The organism is Streptosporangium sandarakinum (assembly GCF_013409935.1).
Classification (GTDB): Bacteria; Actinomycetota; Actinomycetes; order Streptosporangiales; family Streptosporangiaceae; genus Streptosporangium; species Streptosporangium nondiastaticum.
This window is the reverse complement of record NZ_JACCCO010000001.1, coordinates 3239392-3258229: the sequence shown is the minus strand read 5'-3', so window position 1 is coordinate 3258229 and position 18838 is coordinate 3239392. Positions and strand designations below refer to the sequence as shown.

General features: G+C 73.7%; 15 protein-coding genes. 7 read left to right on the top strand and 8 right to left on the bottom strand.

Features of this window, described 5'->3' with window-relative positions; genetic code table 11:
* Positions 1–8: 8 nt before the first annotated feature.
* The 4 genes from HDA43_RS14585 to HDA43_RS14570 all read right to left on the bottom strand — a co-directional run bounded on the left by HDA43_RS14585 (position 9) and on the right by HDA43_RS14570 (position 4017).
* Positions 9–584, bottom strand: a complete 576-nt coding sequence (locus HDA43_RS14585; protein ID WP_179820945.1) for a GTP-binding protein — start codon at positions 582–584, stop codon at positions 9–11.
* Positions 565–912 (bottom strand): DUF742 domain-containing protein, encoded by a 348-nt coding sequence (locus HDA43_RS14580; protein WP_179820942.1) that lies wholly within the window; start codon positions 910–912, stop codon positions 565–567. Before HDA43_RS14580 ends, HDA43_RS14585 begins: the two co-directional genes overlap by 20 nt.
* A gap of 190 nt (positions 913–1102) precedes the next feature.
* The gene (locus tag HDA43_RS14575; protein WP_179820940.1) at positions 1103–1510 is read right to left on the bottom strand and encodes a roadblock/LC7 domain-containing protein; all 408 of its coding nucleotides are present in this window, start codon (positions 1508–1510) and stop codon (positions 1103–1105) included.
* Complete coding sequence (locus HDA43_RS14570; RefSeq protein ID WP_179820938.1) at positions 1510–4017, bottom strand: nitrate- and nitrite sensing domain-containing protein; 2508 nt, start codon at positions 4015–4017, stop codon at positions 1510–1512. The genes HDA43_RS14575 and HDA43_RS14570 overlap by 1 nt, the downstream gene beginning before the upstream one ends.
* Before the next feature lie 182 nt (positions 4018–4199).
* Here HDA43_RS14570 and HDA43_RS14565 point away from each other — a divergent pair, with 182 nt between their 5' ends.
* The 5 genes from HDA43_RS14565 (at position 4200) to HDA43_RS14545 (ending at position 8530) form a co-directional block, all read left to right on the top strand.
* Positions 4200–5039: an SDR family NAD(P)-dependent oxidoreductase gene (locus HDA43_RS14565; protein ID WP_179820935.1), complete on the top strand. Its 840-nt coding sequence runs from the start codon at positions 4200–4202 to the stop codon at positions 5037–5039.
* A gap of 234 nt (positions 5040–5273) precedes the next feature.
* A complete protein-coding gene (locus tag HDA43_RS34350; protein WP_218911724.1) occupies positions 5274–5696 on the top strand; it encodes a hypothetical protein in 423 nt (140 codons plus the stop codon).
* Positions 5693–6148: a hypothetical protein gene (locus tag HDA43_RS14555; RefSeq protein ID WP_246423986.1), complete on the top strand. Its 456-nt coding sequence runs from the start codon at positions 5693–5695 to the stop codon at positions 6146–6148. Before HDA43_RS34350 ends, HDA43_RS14555 begins: the two co-directional genes overlap by 4 nt.
* A 160-nt stretch (positions 6149–6308) precedes the next feature.
* The gene (gene ccmA, locus HDA43_RS14550; RefSeq protein WP_179820932.1) at positions 6309–7040 is read left to right on the top strand and encodes a heme ABC exporter ATP-binding protein CcmA; all 732 of its coding nucleotides are present in this window, start codon (positions 6309–6311) and stop codon (positions 7038–7040) included.
* The gene (locus HDA43_RS14545) at positions 7037–8530 is read left to right on the top strand and encodes a DUF6297 family protein (protein ID WP_179820930.1); all 1494 of its coding nucleotides are present in this window, start codon (positions 7037–7039) and stop codon (positions 8528–8530) included. The genes ccmA and HDA43_RS14545 overlap by 4 nt, the downstream gene beginning before the upstream one ends.
* 51 nt (positions 8531–8581) lie before the next feature.
* On the opposite strand, the gene HDA43_RS14540 is transcribed toward HDA43_RS14545, so the two are convergent.
* The 4 genes from HDA43_RS14540 to wecB form a co-directional block, all read right to left on the bottom strand.
* Positions 8582–10318, bottom strand: a complete 1737-nt coding sequence (locus tag HDA43_RS14540) for a DEAD/DEAH box helicase (protein ID WP_179820928.1) — start codon at positions 10316–10318, stop codon at positions 8582–8584.
* Positions 10319–10760: 442 nt separating this feature from the next.
* Positions 10761–11888, bottom strand: a complete 1128-nt coding sequence (locus HDA43_RS14535) for an epoxide hydrolase family protein (protein WP_179820925.1) — start codon at positions 11886–11888, stop codon at positions 10761–10763.
* 370 nt (positions 11889–12258) lie between these two features.
* The gene (locus HDA43_RS14530) at positions 12259–14316 is read right to left on the bottom strand and encodes a glycosyltransferase family protein (protein ID WP_179820922.1); all 2058 of its coding nucleotides are present in this window, start codon (positions 14314–14316) and stop codon (positions 12259–12261) included.
* A gap of 164 nt (positions 14317–14480) precedes the next feature.
* Complete coding sequence (gene wecB, locus HDA43_RS14525; RefSeq protein WP_179820919.1) at positions 14481–15650, bottom strand: non-hydrolyzing UDP-N-acetylglucosamine 2-epimerase; 1170 nt, start codon at positions 15648–15650, stop codon at positions 14481–14483.
* Between the two features lie 56 nt (positions 15651–15706).
* Between wecB and HDA43_RS14520 the strand changes: the two genes are divergently transcribed.
* Entirely contained in the window at positions 15707–17377 is a 1671-nt protein-coding gene (locus HDA43_RS14520) for a glycosyltransferase family 4 protein (protein WP_179820916.1), read from the top strand.
* Between the two features lie 240 nt (positions 17378–17617).
* Complete coding sequence (locus HDA43_RS14515) at positions 17618–18835, top strand: nucleotide sugar dehydrogenase (RefSeq protein WP_246424360.1); 1218 nt, start codon at positions 17618–17620, stop codon at positions 18833–18835.
* Positions 18836–18838 lie beyond the last annotated feature (3 nt).

Here is an 18838-nt window from a genome sequence, read left to right as displayed (position 1 = left end):
CGGGCCGGTCAGTGCTGGCCGGCCGTCAGCACCTTCAGGGAGTGCTCGACGAGCGTCACCAGGACCGTCTTGGCCGAGGCGCGGCGCCGTACGTCGCACAGCAGCACCGGCACGTCCTCGTCGAGGTCCAGTGCGGAACGCACCTCGTCGGCCTCGTACCGCTCGGCGCCGTCGAAGCAGTTGACCGCCACGATGAACGGCGTGCCCCGCTGCTCGAAGTAGTCGATCGAGGGGAAGCAGTCGGTCAGCCGCCGGGTGTCGGCGAGCACCACCGCGCCCAGCGCGCCGTAGGACAGCTCGTCCCACATGAACCAGAACCGCTCCTGCCCGGGGGTGCCGAACAGGTACACGACCAGGCCCTCCCGGATCGTGATGCGGCCGAAGTCCATCGCGACCGTGGTGGTGTGCTTGCCCTCCACGCCCTCGACGTCGTCGATGCCGATGCCGCGGTCGGAGAGCACCTCCTCGGTCCGGAGCGGCCGGATCTCGCTGATCGAGCCGACCAGCGTCGTCTTGCCCACCCCGAAGCCGCCCGCGATGAGGATCTTGAGCGCGACTGGTTCGTCAGAGGGCTCGAAGTCCATTGATCACTTCCTTGAGAATGCGCTCGCTCGCCGAGGCGCGCCCTATCGAGATCAGCTTGTGGTCGTGCAGGTCGCCGAGGAGGACACGGACCACGCCGAGGGGCAGGTCCAGGTCGGAGGCGATGTCGGCGACCGAGGTCGCCGTGGCGACCAGGGAGAGGATCCGTTCCTGCTCGGGGCCGGGGACGAACCCGCCGGGCGGGACCGTCCCCGTGGCGGTGATCATCGAGACCAGGTCCAGCGCGTCACCGGACGACCGGGTCCGGCCGCCGATCAGCGCGTACGGCCGGACCACGGGCCCGGCCTCCTCGTCCATCCACCGCGTCATGACGGCCGCTCCCCTCCGCCCCCGTACGGCGCGTGGGCGGCGGACAGGCCGTACGCCGTACCGACCGCGTGGCGGCCGTACGGACCGCGGGTCACCGGCCGGCCGTACGGCGCGCGTGCCGCGCGGCGGCCGCGCGGGAGGCGGGTCGCGGGACGACCGCCCGGCACGCCGCGCCCGGTGTCCCGCTCGCTCATGAGAGGCCTTGGCGCGGGAGCGTGGAGATGTGCGGGCCGACCCGCTTGACCAGCATCGCCATCTCGTAGGCGATGTGGCCGACGTCGGCGTCGGAGTTGCTCAGCACGGCGAGGCACGTGCCCTGCCCGGCGGCGGTGACGAACAGGAACGCCGACTCCATCTCCACGATGGTCTGGCGCACCTCGCCCCCGCCGAAGTGGCGGCCGGCCCCGCGCGCCAGGCTCTGGAACCCGGCGGCGACCGCCGACAGGTGCTCGGCGTCCTCCCGGCTGAGGCCCTTGGAGGAGCCCACCGCCAGGCCGTCGGTGGACAGGATCACAGCTTGGCGCACCGCGGCCACCCGGCTCGTCAGATCGTCGAGGAGCCAGTTCAACTCGCCGGTGTTGGTGAACTTCCCGGTCATCAGTCCCTCTTGTCGGCTGTCGTGTGGTGTGCCAAGTCTTCGTTCTCCTCGCGTGCCCGTCGTGTGCCCGCCTGGAAGGCGGAGAACAGGGCCCGCACCTCGTCGGGCGAGCGGCCTTCGGCGGGCGGGTCCGGTTCGGGCTCCGGCGCGGCGGGCGCCTGCCCGGCCGGAGCCGTCGCCTCCTGCCGGAGCTGCGGCACGAGGCTGGCCTGCCGGACCCGGCGGGGCAGATCCCGGGGGCCGGTGGTCTCCGCGGTGCTCTCCACGGCGTTCCCCGCGGTGGCGGCCTTGTCGGGGGCCGCCACGCCGGTGGCCCGCCCCGCGTGCTCCTCGCCGGCCTGCCGGACCGCCTCACGGTTCTTCCCGGAAGCCTCGTCGGGGGCCGTGTCGCGGTCCTTCCCGGGAGCCGTCTCCGGTGACGACGGCCCGGGCACCACGGTGAGCGTCGGCGCGGCGAGGGGCGGTCGCCCGGCCGGAACGTCACCGGGGGCGCCGCCGGGCTTGGGCGTCGTCCTCGTCCGCCGGGGCAGGCCGCCGTTCTGACGGCCTCCGTTCGACCGCGAGCCGTTCGGACGGCCGCCGTTCTGGCGGGTGCCGCCCGCCGCGGTGAGCGGGGACGGCGCGACGGCTCGGGGGGCGTCGCCCGCGGGCGCCTCGGGCCGTCGCGGGACGGCGGGGGCGAGCGGCGGGCCGGTCTCGGCGAGCACCGCCCGGGGGATGAGCACGATGGCCGTGGTGCCGCCGAACGGCGAGCTGCGCAGAGTGACCTGGACGCCGTGCCTGGCGGCGAGCTGGCCCACCACGAACAGGCCGAGCCGGTCGCTGTCGGCCAGGTCGAACTCCGGCGGGGTGGCCAGCCGCTCGTTGATCATCGCGTACTCCGTGGCGCTGAGCCCCAGGCCGCGGTCCTCCACCTCGACGGTGAACCCGTTGGCCACCACGTCGCCGCGCACGGTCACCGAGGTCTGCGGCGGCGAGTACACCGTGGCGTTCTCGATCAGCTCGGCGAGCAGGTGCGTGAGGTCGGCCACCGCGGCCCCGTCGACCGCGGCGGCGGGCATCGGCGCCACCTTGACCCGCCGGTAGTCCTCGACCTCGGCCAGGGCGGCCCGGACGACGTCGAGCACCGGCACCGGGTTGCGCCAGGCCCGGCCCGGCGCGGCGCCGGACAGGATGATCAGGCTCTCGGCGTGCCGCCTCATGCGGGTGGTCAGGTGGTCCAGCCGGAACAGGCCCTCAAGGGCGTCGGGGTCGTTCGTCCGGCGCTGCATGCCGTCCAGCAGGGTGAGCTGGCGGTGCAGCAGCCCCTGCTTGCGGCGGGCGAGGTTCACGAAGACCTGGCTGACGCCGCGGCGCAGGTCGGCCTGGCCGACGGCGGCCTCGACGGCGGTGCGCCGTACCGAGTCGAACGCGTGGGCCACGTCGCGGACCTCGGCCGAGCCGCCGGCGATCTCCATCGCCGGGGCCTCGGCGCGCACGTCCACCTTCTCACCGAGCCGCAGCCGCTCCACGAGACGCGGGAGCCGCACGTCCGCCAGGTCGAGCGCGGCCGACCGCAGCCCGGCCAGCTCGCCGGACAGCCGGCGGCCGAAGCGGACCGAGATGACGATGGAGGCGACCACCGCGAGCAGGCCGACGCCGCCGGCGATCGCGATCCGGGTCAGAATGCCCGTGGCCACCGACTCGGAGCGGTCGGACAGCACGGTGGAGGCGGAGGCGCCGAGCCGGTCGAGCGAGGTCGACAGGCCGTCGACGGTCGTCTTCCAGGCGCCCAGCTCGGCGGGGAGCAGGTCGTCGGGGGCCGTGATGACGGCCGTCTCCAGCTCGGTGAACTTCTTGAAGGCCGCGGATCCGAAGACGTCGCGGTACGGCCCGGCCAGCTCGCCGTCCAGGGCCGCCAGGCCGCGCGAGTGCAGGAACCGGCGGGTGGCGGCGTACTCACCGAAGACCTCCCGCTCCTGGCGGGACAGCCGTTCGTCGATCAGCGCGCCGCTGATCAGGGCGTTCTCCCGGGCGATCATCTCCCGGGCGTTGCCCATCGACTGCAGGGCGACGGCCTGCCGGAAGATGCCGACTTCCGGGACGGCGACGAGCTGGTCGTACAGCAGGAAGATCGAGTCCAGGATCTGGTTGTACTGCGTCAGGGCGTCCAGCCGGTCCCGCCGCCCGCCGTCGATGCCGGCGCGGATGCCGTGGAGCCGGTCGAGCTGCCGGAGCACGCCGTCGAGCGCGGCGCTCATCTCGGGGCCGCCGGGGTCGGCGGCGTGGACCGCGTCCCGGAAACTCGTCACGGCCCGGTCGGTGCGGCCACGCTGCTCGCCCGTCACGCCGGTGACGGCCCGGGAGCTGATCGCCACCGAGGACTGGGTCCGCTCGGCCTGGATCTGGAGCCCCAGCTCGGTGGAGCTCACGCCGACGCCCTGGTAGAGGTCGTAGGACCTCAGGAGGGCGGTGCCGTCGCCGACGGTCAGGTTGAGGGCGAACCCCCACAGCGCGCTGAGCGACACCAGGGGCAGGAGCAGCAGTAAGACGATCCTGAACCGAATGGATCGGTTTCCAGAGCCCATGCCCACTCGTCCCAACCTGTGAGTATGTGGAGGCTCGTGACCGGCTTGGGGATGGAATGCGCCTCCGGAAGATCGCACAGGAGACTAGCACCGATTAAGGTTTCGGCGCAGTGGAGGATCTGATGATTAGTGTGATTACCGGGGCCAGTGCCGGAATCGGCGCGGCCGCCGCGGTGGAACTGGCCCGCCGCGGCCACCGGCTCGTCCTGGTCGGCCGCGACGCCGGACGGCTGGCCGAGGTGGCCGGCCGGGTGGCCGAGGCGACCGCCGCCTCCGGCCCGGATGCCGGCTCCGGCGCCGCGCCGGACACGCTGACGTGCGACTACGCGTCGTTCGACGACGTGCGGGCGCTCGCGGCGGAGCTGCGCTCACGCTACCCGCGCATCGACGTTCTGATCAACAACGCGGGCGTGATGACCACGCAGCGGAGGCTCACCCGCGACGGTCACGAGACGATGATGCAGGTCAACCACCTGTCGCCCTTCCTGCTGACGAACCTGCTGCTGGACCGGGTGGCCGGCCGGGTGATCACCACCTCGTCCCGGGCGGGCAAGTCGGGCCGCCTGGACCCCGCCGACCTCGACCGCGAGCGGCGGAAGTGGAGCGGCTGGCTGCAGTACGGCGACTCCAAGCAGGCCAACGCGCTGTTCACCGTGGAGCTGGCCCGGCGGCTGGCGGGGACCGGGGTGAGCGCCACCTGCTTCCACCCCGGCGTGATCAGGACGGGGTTCGCCCCGGGGACGTTCCTGATGTGGATGGTGAAGCACATCCCGGGCATGGGGCAGACGGCGGAGGAGGGCGCGAGCACGATGGTCCACCTCGCCACCCACCCGGACGGCGCCGACCACCCGGGCCGCTACTTCGCCGACCGCGCCCCCGCCGCCGTCCCCCGGGGGATGAGCGACCCGGAGCTGGCCCGCGCCCTCTGGGACGCCAGCGCCGCCGCCGTGGGCCTGGACTAGCCGCCGGGGACACCGGGGCCCGGCGCGGTCCCGGACGGTTTCGGGTGGCGCGAGGCGGTTCCGGCCGGCCGGCCCGGCACGCACCCCGGCACCCGGTCGGCCTGGGCGGATGACCACTTCCTCAGACGCTCTTGGCGCTTCGCGAAGATTCTCCGGATCCGGCACCGGCAATCTCACGATTGACACGGCACCGGCATCGCACGGGGACTTCACATGAGGCGCGGGGGGCTTCGCATGAGGATCGGAAGAACGACCTGGGTCACGGTGGCGCTCGCCGCCCTGGTCACCCTCGTGGGGTGCGGCGGGGGGCAGCCGGGCGGTCCCACCGCCTCCGCCCCCGCCACGACCGGCAGCGGCACGAACTCCCCCGCGGCCACCTCCCCGCCCGGCGGCCCCTCCGCCCCCGGCGGGGCGCCCGGCGGTGCCCCGACCTCGCAGCTCGCCAAGGTGTCGGCGAACACCGCCAGTGAGAGCCAGATCGCCACCGCGCTCCGGGACGCCGGGGTGCCCAACGCCGAACGGTGGGCGAAGGAGGTCGTGGAGTACCGGCCGTACCCCGCCGACGACCGCAGCCTCACGAAGCTCCGCGAGGAACTGGCCAAGTACAACCCCGGCCAGGACACGATCGACAAGATCATCTCAGTGCTCCAGCCTTGAACGACCGCTCCGCCTGGCTGCGCCCCGGCCTCCTCGCCCTGGTCGCGGTGAGCGTCCTCGGCACCGGCGCCGAACTCGCCGCCGAGCGGCACTGGCAGGCGTGGAACCAGCTCCCTCCCTGGGGAGCGCTGGTCCTCCTGGCTGCGGGAGCGGTGATCGCCGCCCTCCGCGACTCCCGGTGGGCGGTCGCCGTGGTCCAGGTGCTCTCGGTGGTCGTGCTGGTGGTGGCGGCGCTCGGCGTCTACCTCCACGTCACGGCCGACTACGACGCGGGTTTCCTCGACCAGCGGTACGCCGCGACCTGGGAGAGCATTCCGCCGCTCACCCGCTGGTGGTACGCCGTGAGCAAGACGGTGGGGCCCGCGCCGCCCTTCGCCTCGGGCGCGCTCGCCCAGACCGCCGTCGTCCTCCTGCTGGCCACCCTCGTCCGCCGTCCGGGCCGCGGGGACTGAGTCCGAGCCCTCCGTCCGGGCCGCGGGGCCGAGGCCGGGGTCGGCGCCCGTACGAGCCGAGGCCGTGCCGCCCGTCCCACCCTGGCGTGCGTCCACCGCGCAGACCGAGGCGCCCATCGGCCGGAGCGCGCCGTACCCCGTCCCTGGCTAGGGTCGAACGGTGACTGAAACGATCATCATGCTCCGCGGCCTGCGGGTGGGCCTCGGCGGGAATCCGGTCCTGCGCGGCATCGGGCTGACGGCCGCGGCGGGGGAGATCGTCGCCGTGACGGGGCCGAACGGCGTGGGCAAATCGACCCTGCTGCGCTGCCTGGCCGGCCTGCAGTCCCCCGACGAGGGGGAGATCACCGTCCTCGGTGGCCCGCCCCGCGACACCCCGGCGTTCTGGCGCGATGTGGTGCTGGTCGCCGACGAACCGGCGTGGTACCCCGGCCTGACCGTGCGGGAGCACCTGGAGTTGGTGCGCGCGGTCCATCCCGCCCCGCGGATGGACGCCGGGGAGGCGCTGGAGACCTTCGGCCTGCGTGACCGCGCCGACGCGGTGCCGCAGAACCTGTCCACCGGCCAGCGTCAGCGGCTCTCCCTCGCCGCGGCGCTGCTCCGGCCGAGCCGGCTGCTGCTGCTCGACGAGCCGGAGCGCGGGCTCGACGCCGACTTCCGCGAGCGCCTGGCGGCCCTCCTGGCCGGCTACGCGGCCGAGGGGCGGACGGTGGTCGCGGCCACCCACGACCCCGGGCTCGCCGAGGCCGCCGGAGCCCGCCGCGTCGAGCTGACCGACGCCCCGGCGGACGGCCCGGCGACCGGCTCGGCCGGCCGCGGGAAACCCGGACGCCGGGCCGCCCGCCGTAACGCCGGTACGGCGGGCGGCCGCGCGACGAGGAGTGCCCGATGAGCGAGGGCGCCGCCGCGGTCCGGGCCGTGCGCGCGCTCGCCCGTCCCCGGCGCGGACGGATGAGCTGGTCGGACCGCTACGTTGCCGGGTTCGGGCTGGTGATGATCATCGCCGTCCTCGCCGAGCCCCTCTCCTCCGCGCTGGCCGCGTTCGGCGACCCGCGCGACCCGTCGCGGGCGGCGGCCGGGATCGCCCTGGTCCTGCTGGCCTACGCCGGGCTCCTCGCCCTGGCCCGCGCCGCCGGTCCCGTCGCCCTGCCCGCCCCGGACGCCTCCTGGCTGCTGCTGTCCCCGCTGGACCGGCGGGCCCTGCTGGGGCGGACGACGCGGATCCTCGCGCTGGTCTGCGTGCCGGTCGGGATCACGCTGGGGGTGGTCGCGCTCGCCGTGCTCGGGGCGCCCGACCAGACGGTGGTACGGCTGGCCGTGGCGGTGGCGCTCGGTCTCACGGCGAGCGCGGCGGGCATGGCCGCGGCCGTCACGGCCCAGGCGTCGCAGACGTGGGACTCATGGCTGCAGGCCGCCGTCGCCGTGACGGTGGTCGCCGCCGCGGCGGTCGCGCTGCTCGGCGGCGCGGGGCGGTGGCTGCTCGCCGCCTCCTCCGCTCCCCCGGCGTACGGCGCGGCCCTCGCCGCGGTATCCGCCGCCGTGGCCGCGCTGCTCGTACGGCGGGCCCGCGCGGCGACGGCGGCGATGCCCGCGAGGGCCATGCTCGGGGCCTCCACCCGGACCGGACACGTGACGCGGGCGGCGACCGGTCTGGACCCCAGCGTGCTGGCCGAGATCGCCGAGGAGGCCCACTGGCGCGGGCGCCGCCTGCGGTCCCGGCCGTGGCCGTCACTGCCCGCCCCGCTGGCGACGGCGTGGCACGACTGGCGCAGGCTCGCCCGGCGGCCGGGACGGCTCGCCGTACTGTTCGGCGTCGCCGTACTGCCGGCCCTGGTCGCGCGGGCGTCCGGCGGGCTCACCCCGCTGACCGCGGCGGCGGTGCTCGCCGGCGGGCTGGCCGCCGCGGCGTCCGGCGTCTCCGGTGCGCGCCGCGACGGCGACGACCCCGCCCTCGCCCGGCTCCTCGGCGCGGGGTTCCGCTCGGTCCTGGCGGCCAGGGCGCTGCTCCCGGCGCTGCTGGGCGCGGCCTGGCTGGCCGTGGCCCTGGGCGGGCTGACGCTGGCGGGCGCGCTCCCGGCGGGCCCGTGGTTGCTCCTGGGCGTGGCGGCGGCGCCCGCCCTGGCCGCGGCCGCGCTGCGGATGGCCCGCAGGCGGCCGGTCGACCACTCGATGCCGGTGATCGACACCGGCGGCGGCGCGGTCCCCACGGGACCGGTGATGTGGGGCCTGACCGGCGCCGACCTGGCCGTGGCCGGGTGCCTGCCCCTGGCGCTGGCGCTGACCGGCGGCTCCGCCGGGCCGGGCGCGTTCCTGGTGGCGCAGGCGCTGACCGGCGCGGCGGCCCTGGCCGCCTACCTGCTCTGCGCGCGCCGCGGCGGCTGAGGAGCGGGCGGCCGCGCTCCCCGGACCGAAGGCCGGGGAGCGCACCGGAGCCTAGTAGCGCTCGCGGCGGACCGTCGCCCGGCGGCCCTTGATGGTGCTTCCCCGCAGACCCGCGATCACCTGCTCGGCCGCCGGGTCCGGGACCTCCACCAGGGAGAAGCGGTCGAAGATCTCGATCGCCCCGATGTCCCGGCCGCTGAGGCCCGTCTCGCCGGCGATCGCGCCGACCAGGTCCTGGGGCCGGACGCCGGCGCTGCGCCCGGCGCCGACGAACAGACGGGTCATCCCGCCCGCGGCGGTCCGCGGCCCGCGCCGCGGCTCGCGACCGCCGTCCCGGCCACCGTCCCGCCCGCCGTCCCGGCCCATGCCGTCGCGGCGGCCCCGGCCCTCGGCGGGCCGCAGGGTGACCTCGGGGATCTCCTCCTCGTCGGCGGCGGCCCCGCTGGCCTCGTGGGCCAGCTTCACCGCGGCGAGCGCCACCTCCATGATGTCGAACTCGTCGGTGAGGGTCTCGACCACGACGCGGAAGCGGTCGAAGTCGTCCTCCAGCAGGCTCTCGTGCAGCGCGGCGCGCGTCATCTCCAGCTGCCGGGCGCGCAGGTCCGCCACGGTCGGCACCTTCTCGACCGGGATCCGGCGCTTGGTCACCCGCTCGATGGTCTTGAGCATCCGGTGCTCGCGCGGCTCGGCCAGGGTGATGGCCACGCCCTCGCGGCCGGCCCGGCCGACCCGCCCGATCCGGTGCACGTACGCCTCGGGCGCGGAGGGCACGTCGTAGTTCACCACGTGGGTGAGCTGCTCGATGTCGAGGCCGCGCGCGGCCACGTCGGTCGCCACCAGCAGGTCGGCCGTGCCGCTGCGCAGCCGTCCCATGACGCGGTCGCGCTGCTCCTGGCCCATCCCGCCGTGCAGGGCCTCTGCGCGGTAGCCGCGGCCGTTCAGGGTCTCGGTGAGCTGGTCCACCTCGTCGCGGGTGCGGCAGAAGACGATCGCGGCGGTGGGCGACTCCACGTCCAGCAGGCGGCCGAGCGCCGCGGGCTTGTGCGCCCGGGGCACCACGTAGGCGGTCTGCCGCACCAGCGGCGACTCGCCCGGCGCGGGCGCCTCCCGCCCGATCTCGATCCGGACCGGGTCCTGCAGATGACGACGGGCGATGCCGTTGATGCGCGGCGGCATCGTGGCGGAGAAGAGCACCGTCTGGCGGTTCTCGGGGGTCTCCTGGAGGATCGCCTCGATGTCCTCGGCGAAGCCCATGTCGAGCATCTCGTCGGCCTCGTCCAGCACGACCATGCGCAGGTTCGACAGCCGGAGCGTGCCGCGGCCGATGTGGTCGAGCGCGCGTCCGGGCGTGGCGATCACGACGTCGACCCCGCGGTCCAGCGCGCGGAGCTGCCGCCCGATCGGCTGCCCGCCGTAGATCGGCAGGACCTGCGCGCCCAGCTCGCGGCCGTAGTGGTGGAACGCCTCCGACACCTGTACGGCCAGCTCCCGGGTGGGCACCAGCACCAGCGCCGTCGGGTCCTCCCTCTCGGCCGCGGTGCCGAGGCGCTGGAGCACCGGGAGCGCGAAGGCCGCCGTCTTGCCCGTGCCCGTCGCGGCCTGGCCGAGCAGGTCGCGGCCCTCCAGCAGCGGCGGGATCGCCTCCCGCTGGATCGGCGTGGGCTCCTCGTAGCCCAGGCCGGAGAGCGCGCGCAGGATCTCGGGCCTCAGATCCAGCTCGGCGAAACCGGACGCGATGCCGTCGGACATGGCCGCGTCGGGCGCGGGGGTGGTATTCGGGGTGGTCATGCTCGGGTTTCCTCACTCCTGGACGGACGCGCAGGGCTCACGGTGACGACAAGTTCCACCCCGTGACCGCATGCTCCGTCTTCGGGGCGCCCCCGGACCGCCGGTTTCACCGGTCCGTCACGGCGCGCCTCCCCGGACGGCGGCCGTCGTGAGCGGCCGGGCGCGAACGCCGGTGGACCCGTCGGCCGGTCCCACCTCAAGGGACCGGCGCCGCCGATCCGGTGGTGACGGGCGGGCCAGGGTGCGTGTCCCATGACATGCCCGGCCGCGCGCCGGACGAACGTCGAACAGACGACATCCGCGGCGAACTCCGGATCGGTGGTCCCAGCCTAGTTGACCTCCCCGTGCGTTCGTCCGGGGCGGGTGTCCCGATGAGGCCCGAAACGCCGACGCCCCGGCGTCCGGCCGGGAAGGGCCGGGCACCGGGGCGTTCGCCGTGCGGTCAGCGCAGAGCGGAGAAGAACTCCCGGACGTCGCCGGCCAGCAGCTCCGGCTGCTCCAGGGACAGGAAGTTGCCGCCGCGCTCGAACTCGGTCCACCGGGTGACGTTGTGGTCGCGCTCGGCGAACCGGCGGACCGTGATGTCGGTGGTGCGGGCGAGCGCGATGGCGGTGGGGACGGTGCCGCGCTCCTTGGGAGCCCAGGCGGCCGGGTCGTGGGCCATCTCGTAGTAGAGGTTCGCCGAGGAGCCGGCGGTGCCGGTGAACCAGTAGACGCTGACGTTCGTCAGCAGGTTGTCGCGGCCGACGGCGTCCTCGGGCAGCTCGGCCGCCGCGTCCGTCCACTCCTTGAACTTCTCGGTGATCCAGGCGAGCTGCCCGACGGGGGAGTCGTGCAGGCCGTACGCGAGGGTCTGCGGGCGGGTGGACTGGATGACGTTGAAGCCCATCATGTCGTCGCGGAAGTTCTGCAGCCGGGCCAGGCGCTCCTGCTCGTCCCCGGTCAGGCCGGCGAAGTCGGCGGGGTCGTCGGAGGGGAAGGTGACCAGCCCGTTCAGGTGGATCCCGACGACGCGCCCGGGGACCTGGCGGCCCATCTCGGCGGCGATCCAGGCGCCCCCGCCGCCGCCCTGCACGCCGTAGCGGTCGTAACCGAGGCGGTCCATCACCTCGACGAACGCGCTCGCGATCTTCCCGGTGTTCCAGCCGGGGGCGGTGAGCGGCCCGCCGAAGCCGACGCCCGGGGTCGAGGCGATGACGAGGTGGAACTCCTTGGACAGGGGCTCGACGACCTCGGTGAACTGGGTGAACGAGCCCGGCCAGTCGTGCAGGAGCAGCAGCGGGAGTGCGTCGGCGTCGTCCGACCGGACGTGGGCGAAGTGGATCGTCTGGCCGTCCACCTCGGTGGTGAACTGCGGGAGCTCGTTCAGTTTCGCCTCGGCGGCGCGCCAGTCGTAGCCGTTCGCCCAGTGGTCGGCGAGCCCCTTCAGGTAGTCCACCGGCACGCCGCGGCTCCAGCCGGCGCCGGGGATCTCGCCGCTCCAGCGGGTGCGGCGGAGCCGGTCGCGGAGGTCGTCGAGGTCGGCCTGCGGAACGTCGATGTGGAAGCGGCGGATCTCGGTGCTCGTCATGCCGGCGTGCCTCTCTCGCGGTTCACCGACCCACCCTGCGGAGCGGGTCGTTCTGTTCCAACTATATCAGAACGGAATGCTCTATTCCACAAAAATGCCGGAGCGAGCCGACCCGGTGGACATGGAACCGCGGGCGCGGCGACGCGCCTCCCGGCGCCCCCGGCGCCCCGGCGCTCTCAGTGCGTCCCCAGGGCCTCCCGTACGGCGGAGCGCGGCCTCGTCCGAGGCTCCGAGGCCGGGCGTTGGCAGCGCCCCGGCCGGTTCCCCGAAAGGAAAACCCCTGCGTCGGGTCCCGCCCACGCGGGAGTGCCATGGGCGGGATTCGACGCAGGGGCTCGGGCCGCGGCCGCGGTGTCCGGGCGGTTCCGGGTCAGATCATCACGTGGTCGTCGGGGCGGCCGACGAAGGAGAACTGGGCGCCGCGGGTGAGCTTGTGGTCGTCGGGCTGCCAGGTGTGCATCGTCGGGTCACCGCTGCGCCAGTAGACGAAGTTGAACCGGTCGGTGGAGTAGATCTTGACCCGGTCCTCCTTCAGCCGCTTGACCAGGCGGGTGTCCTCGCCCCGGGTGACGTCCTCGAAGCCGTAGTGGCGGAACATCTCGGCCTTGCCGAGGAAGGTGCCGCCCTGCACCAGCCAGGCGTAGCGGTGCTCCAGGCCCGGCATGCGCAGCATCGTGGTGTTGGTGGACTCGAAGTAGGCGTAGTGCGCGCCCTTGCCGACCAGTTCGGCGTCGGAGTAGTCGAAGGCGCGGACGAGGTCCGACAGGTAGTGCTCGCCGTACAGGTTGTCGTCGTCCATCTTGGCGATCAGCTCGCCCTCGGCCGCGGCGATGCCCATGTTCATGCAGGCGCCCAGCGACATCGACGCGTCGGCGGCCAGCACCACGACGTCGGAGACCCCCGCCACGCGGGCCTTGTCGGCGACCACGACCGGGTCGATGTCCAGGCCGTGCAGCACCATGACGAGCTGGACCGGGTTGTGGATCTGCCGGGCCACCGAGGAGATGGCGTGTTCGAGCTGCGAGGCCCGGTTGGTCGGCAGCACCACCGAGACGGACCGCGTCCGGGGCCGCACCGGCCGGCCGAGGAAGCCCAGGATCTGGTCCACCCGGTGGGTGAACAGGTGCTTGTCGAAGACCTCGCGCATGGCCAGGTGCCCCCGGCGGGCGCGCAGCTCGGGGCTGTTGATCAGGTGCAGGACGTTGTTGTAGGACTCCAGCTCGTCGTGGGCGATGGGGACGAGATCGCCGAAGGTCTCCTCGATGGCCCGGGACCAGCCGGAGACCACCGGGGTGGAGCAGGCCGACAGCTCGAAGACCCGCCGGGCGCACATGGTCGGCGAGTGCAGCACCGAGTTCACGTTGAGGAAGACCTTGTACATCTTGTACGCGGCCAGCATCCGGTCGTAGGGCAGCTCGCCCACGATGTGCGGGACGTACTTCTCCGGCCAGGCGTACTTCTCGTCCACCGTGCCGTTGCGGGCGAAGATGTGCAGGCCCAGCTCGCGGATCGGGTCGAGGACCGTCTCCATCTGCTCGCGGCGCTCGGGGTGCTTGTCGCGGAAGTACATGCCCGCGAAGACCACGTCGTGGATGCGGCCCTGCTTCTCCTGGATCGGGTTGTGCACCCGGGGCTGGGCCGCGAACTGCAGGACGTCCACCCGGTCGTGCCCGAGCACCTCGCGGTAGCGCGGCACCATGTCGCCGTCGCAGGTGAAGACGTAGTCGAACAGCTTGGCCGTGTCGATGAAGAAGTCGAAGTTCGGCGGGTCCTCCTTGTTCCAGAAGACCGTCGGGATCCCCTCGGCGCGGCACCACTCGATCAGCGCGCGCAGCTCCGGCTTGGGGGCGTTCGTCCCGGTCATCTGGTAGCGCCATCGGCCCTGGTTGCCGTGCCAGGCCGACTCGGCGAACAGGATGTCCGGCCGCCGCTCGGCGAAGATCTCCGGCCAGTCGCGCAGCCCGAACTCGATCTGGTCCCACTCGTACTTGAACGCCATGCGGGAGAAGTCGTCGAGGATGACCGCGACCTTCAGGTCGGGCCGGTTCACCGGGCCGGACGGCCACTTCACCTGCGGCACGTCCACGACGGGCCCCCGGTTGGAGACCTCATCGATCACCTCCGACACCGGCCGGGGCGCCTTGGGCGCGCGGCCGGGCCGCATCGCGCCGCGCAACTTGCCCGGCAGGTTCACCACCCCGGCCCCGCGGGCCCCGGTCAGCGCCTCGGCCACCCGGTAGGGACGCTGGACCTTGGTCGACTCCAGCTTCCACTGGGCGTACTCGGCGCGGGCCTCGGCGATGGCCAGCCGCCGCTCCAGGTCCTGGACGCGCTCCTCGTAGCGCTCGATGACCTTGCGCTCCTCGGGCAGCCAGTTGACCGGTCCGAGACGCTGGTACTTCGGCTCTTCGGGGGTCTGCTCACTCATGGGGTCGGTCGCCTTCGTCCGGGGTCGTGCCAGCGTACGGCTTACGCCGTGATCAAATGGGCGTTTTGCGGAGGTTCGCGGAGTACGGCCCGCCCGTCACGGCACGCCGTACGGTACGGCTCGCGCCGTTGGCACAGCCCGCGCCCGTCACGGCGTGCCGCCCGTCACAGCGCGTCGCGCGGCTCGTTCTGCGCCGCCGGGGAGAGGTTCCGGCCGCCGAGCCACGCCTCGATCACCCGGGCGATCCGGGGACCGGCCTTGCCGTCCCAGAGCGGCGGCAGCTCGCCCGACGGCGTCGCGGCGCCGCCGGCCAGGGCCCGGTCCGCGGCGGCGGGCAGCCCCGCCGGGGTGACCAGGCGGTTGGTGCCGTGGGTGACGGTGACGGGCCGCTCGGTGTTGGGCCGCACGGTCAGGCAGGGCACACCGAGCATGGTGGTCTCCTCCTGCACGCCGCCGGAGTCGGTGACGACCAGGGCCGCCCCGCGCACCAGCGACAGGAAGTCGACGTAGCCGAGCGGGTCGACGATGGACAGCCGCTCGCCGTCCACCAGACCGGCCTCGGCCAGGCGGGTCCGGCCGCGCGGGTGCAGCGGCACCACGACCGGCAGCCGCTCGCTCACCGCCAGCACGGCGTCGACCAGCTCCTTGGCCGCGGCCGGGTCGTCGACGTTGGCCGGGCGGTGCAGGGTCGCCACGGCGTACCGCTCGCCGAGCCCGAGGCGCGCCCGGACCGGGGCCGGGTCGAGCCGGTCCAGCGCGGAGAACAGGCTGTCGATCATCGGGTTGCCGACGAGGTGCACCCGGGCGGGGTCCACGCCCTCGTTCGCCAGGTGGGAGAGCGCGTCGGACGAGGTGGCGAAGAGGATGTCGGACAGCGCGTCGGTGACGACCCGGTTGACCTCCTCGGGCATCCCCCGGTCGAAGGAGCGCAGGCCCGCCTCGACGTGCGCGGTCGGGACCTGCAGCTTGGCGCAGACGAGGATCGCCGCGAGCGTGGAGTTCACGTCGCCGTAGACGACGACCAGCGCCGGGCGGTGCTCCAGCACCACCTCCTCCAGGCCGGTCAGCAGGGCCGCCGTCTGGCGGGCGTGCGAGCCGGACCCGACGCCGAGGTTGGCGATCGGCTCGGGCAGGCCGAGGTCGGCGAAGAACACGTCCGACATCAGGGCGTCGTAGTGCTGGCCGGTGTGGACGATGCCCTGGCGCACCCCCACCTCCGTGAGCGCCCGCACGACCGGGGCGGCCTTGACGAAGTTGGGCCGCGCGCCGAGCACGTGCAGGACGAGCGGGTCCTCGGGGGCCGGAGCCGTCTCCGTGGGGGCGTAGTCCCTCACTGACCTCGCCTTTCATCCGGGAGTAGGTCAAACGTTGCCTATGGTACGGTCACGGCGTGGTATCCGACGCCAGCAGGCCAGAGTCCCCCAAGGTATCCGCGAGGACGGCCCGAGCCGGTCTCGGCGGGCTGCTGAAGGGGTTCGCCCAGCACCCCGTGATCGTGTCCCGCGTCGTCGCGGCCAAGGTCAAGTCCGACCCGGTCAGGGTGGCCCAGGCCGCCGCGGAGACCCTCCCGCCGAAGCTGCGCCCCGTCGTGGGCCGGGTCGCCTGGCCCGCCGCGCGCCGGGCGAGGTTCGTGTTCCGCAAGCTCGGCATGCGGGTGCTCAAGGGCCCCTGGAACGACGCCAAGGAGCACTTCGACGCCGGCCGGATGACCGACGCCGTCGCGGTGCTGCAGCCGTACACCAAGTACCCCTTCATCAACCGCCGGGCGACGTACTACGCGGGTGAGCTGGCCGCCATCCAGCCGAACCCGATCCCGCCCAAGCCCAAGGTGATCGTGGGCGAGCGCGTCCAGGGGCGGGTGCTGCACTGCGTCACCAACGCCCTGCCGTACACCCAGGCGGGCTACACCGTGCGGACCCACCGCATCGTCACCGCGCAGAAGGCCGCCGGGCTCGACCCGCACGTCGTGACGAGCTGGGGCTGGCCGATGATGCAGGGCCACGCCGACGCCGAGCCGTACGAGGAGATCGACGGGATCCCCTACCACCGGCTGCTGCCCAGCGGCGAGGTGCCGTTCGAGAGCCACGGCCGGATGATCCGCGGCGCCGGCGAGGTGACCGAGCTGGTCAGGACGCTGCGCCCGCAGGTGCTGCACGCCGCGACCGACCACCGCAACGGCTCGGTGGCGCTGGCCGCCCGCGAGCGGACCGGCACGCCCCTGGTCTACGAGGTCCGCGGCTTCCTGGAGGAGACCTGGGCCTCGCGCGACCCCAAGCGGGTCGGCAGCCAGCGGCAGGTGCTGCAGCGTGAGCGCGAGGCGTTCATCATGCGCTCGGCCGACGCCGTGGTCACCCTCGCCGAGACCATGGCCACCGAGATCGTCGACCGGGGCGTGCCGCGGGAGAGGATCTACCTCGCGCCCAACGCGGTGGACGACTCCCTGCTCACCGCCTCCTACGACGGCCCGGCCTTCCGCGCCGCCTACGGCATCGAGCCCGACGAGATCATCATGGGCTCGGTGTCGAGCATCGTGGGCTACGAGGGCTTCGGCACGATGATCAGCGCCGCCGCGCTGCTGCGCGACCGGGGCGCCCCGATCAAGGTCCTGCTCGTCGGCGACGGCGCCGCCCGGCCCGGGTTGCTGGAGCAGGTCGAGGAGCTGGGTCTTGAGGACATCGCGATCCTGCCCGGCCGGGTCGGCCCGGACGAGGCGCTGCAGGCCCAGGCGGCCATCGACATCTTCGTCTGCCCCCGCGAGGACCTGCGGGTCTGCCGGCTGGTCACGCCGCTGAAGCCGGTCGAGGCGATGGCGCTCGGCAAACCGGTCGTGCTGAGCGACCTGCCCGCGCTGTCGGAGCTGGTGGGCACCGACGGAGCCGGCCTCCTGGTCCCGCCGGGCGACCCCGAGGCGCTCGCCGACGCGCTCGCCGAGCTGCGCGAGGACCCCGAACGGCGGGCCGCGATGGGCGAGGCGGGGCGGGCCGAGGTGGCGGCGAAGCGCACGTGGAGCCGGGTCGCGGAGACCTACCGCGAGATCTACCGATCCCTCACCGACCGATGACCACCCACCATGAGCTGTATGACCAGCCGTTTACGAGGCGTTCAGTCGCATTAGACGTGCCTCGTGCCGACTTGAGATAGCCTTTGCCACCATGAAGTGTTGTTTCCGGCATTCCAAGGTCGCGCCGTGAGCGAGCGAAGTGAGCACGCCGACGGGCGAGGCAGCCTCGCGGGCGTGGCCGAGGAAGCCCATGACGCGGGCGTCTACGACCTGGCCGTGATCGGTCTCGGGTATGTCGGCATGCCCCTGGCCAAGGAGGCCGCGGCGGCGGGCCTGCGGGTCGTCGGCTTCGAGGTCGACCCCGCCAAAGTCGACGCCCTGAACGCGGGCCGCTCCTACATCGACGACCTCACCGACGCCGACCTCGACCACATGCTGGCCGGCGGGTTCCGCGCCACCCTCGACGAGTCCGTGCTGGCCGCCAGCCGCACCATCGTCATCTGCGTGCCCACCCCGCTGGACGAGGACCACCGCCCCGACCTGTCCGCCGTCGAGGGCGCCACCGCCACGGTCGCCCGCAACCTCTCCGCCGGCACCCTGGTCGTCCTGGAGTCCACCACCTGGCCCGGCACCACCGACGAGGTCGCCCGCCCGATCCTGGAGGCCTCCGGCCTCGCCGCGGGCACCGACTTCCACCTCGCCTTCTCGCCCGAGCGCATCGACCCGGGCAACCCCAAGTTCGGCCTGCGCAACACCCCCAAGGTCGTCGGCGGCTACACGGCCGCCTGCCGCGACCGCGCGGTCGGGTTCTACTCCCAGTTCGTCGAGCAGGTCGTGCCGGTCAGCGGCACCCGCGAGGCCGAGATGGCCAAGCTCCTGGAGAACACCTACCGGCACGTCAACATCGCCCTCGTCAACGAGATGGCGATCTTCTGCGACGAGCTGGGGATCGACCTCTGGGAGTCCATCGAGGCCGCGGCCACCAAGCCGTTCGGCTTCCAGAAGTTCCTGCCCGGTCCGGGCGTCGGCGGCCACTGCATCCCGGTGGACCCGTCGTACCTGTCCTACACGGTCCGCAAGCTGGGCTACCCGTTCCGGTTCGTGGAGCTGGCCCAGGAGATCAACGAGCGGATGCCGTCGTACGTGGTCGCCCGCGTGCAGCGGCTGCTCAACCGGCACAAGAAGGCGGTCAACGGCGCCAGGGTGCTGCTGCTCGGCGTCACCTACAAGCCCGACATCGCCGACGAGCGGGAGACCCCGGCCCTCCCGGTCGCCCGGGCCCTGCTGGAGCTCGGCGCCGATCTGGTCTTCGCCGACCCCCACGTCAGGGAATGGCGGGTGGACGGCACGGAGGTGCCGCGCGAGGACGACCTCGCCCGGGCGGTCGCCGAGGCCGACGTGACGCTGCTGCTGCAGCAGCACGCCGCCTTCGACCTCGCCACCATCGAGGACCACGGCCGGCTCGTGCTCGACACCCGCGGCGTGCTCGCCGAGGGTGAACGCGTCGAGCGACTCTGACGG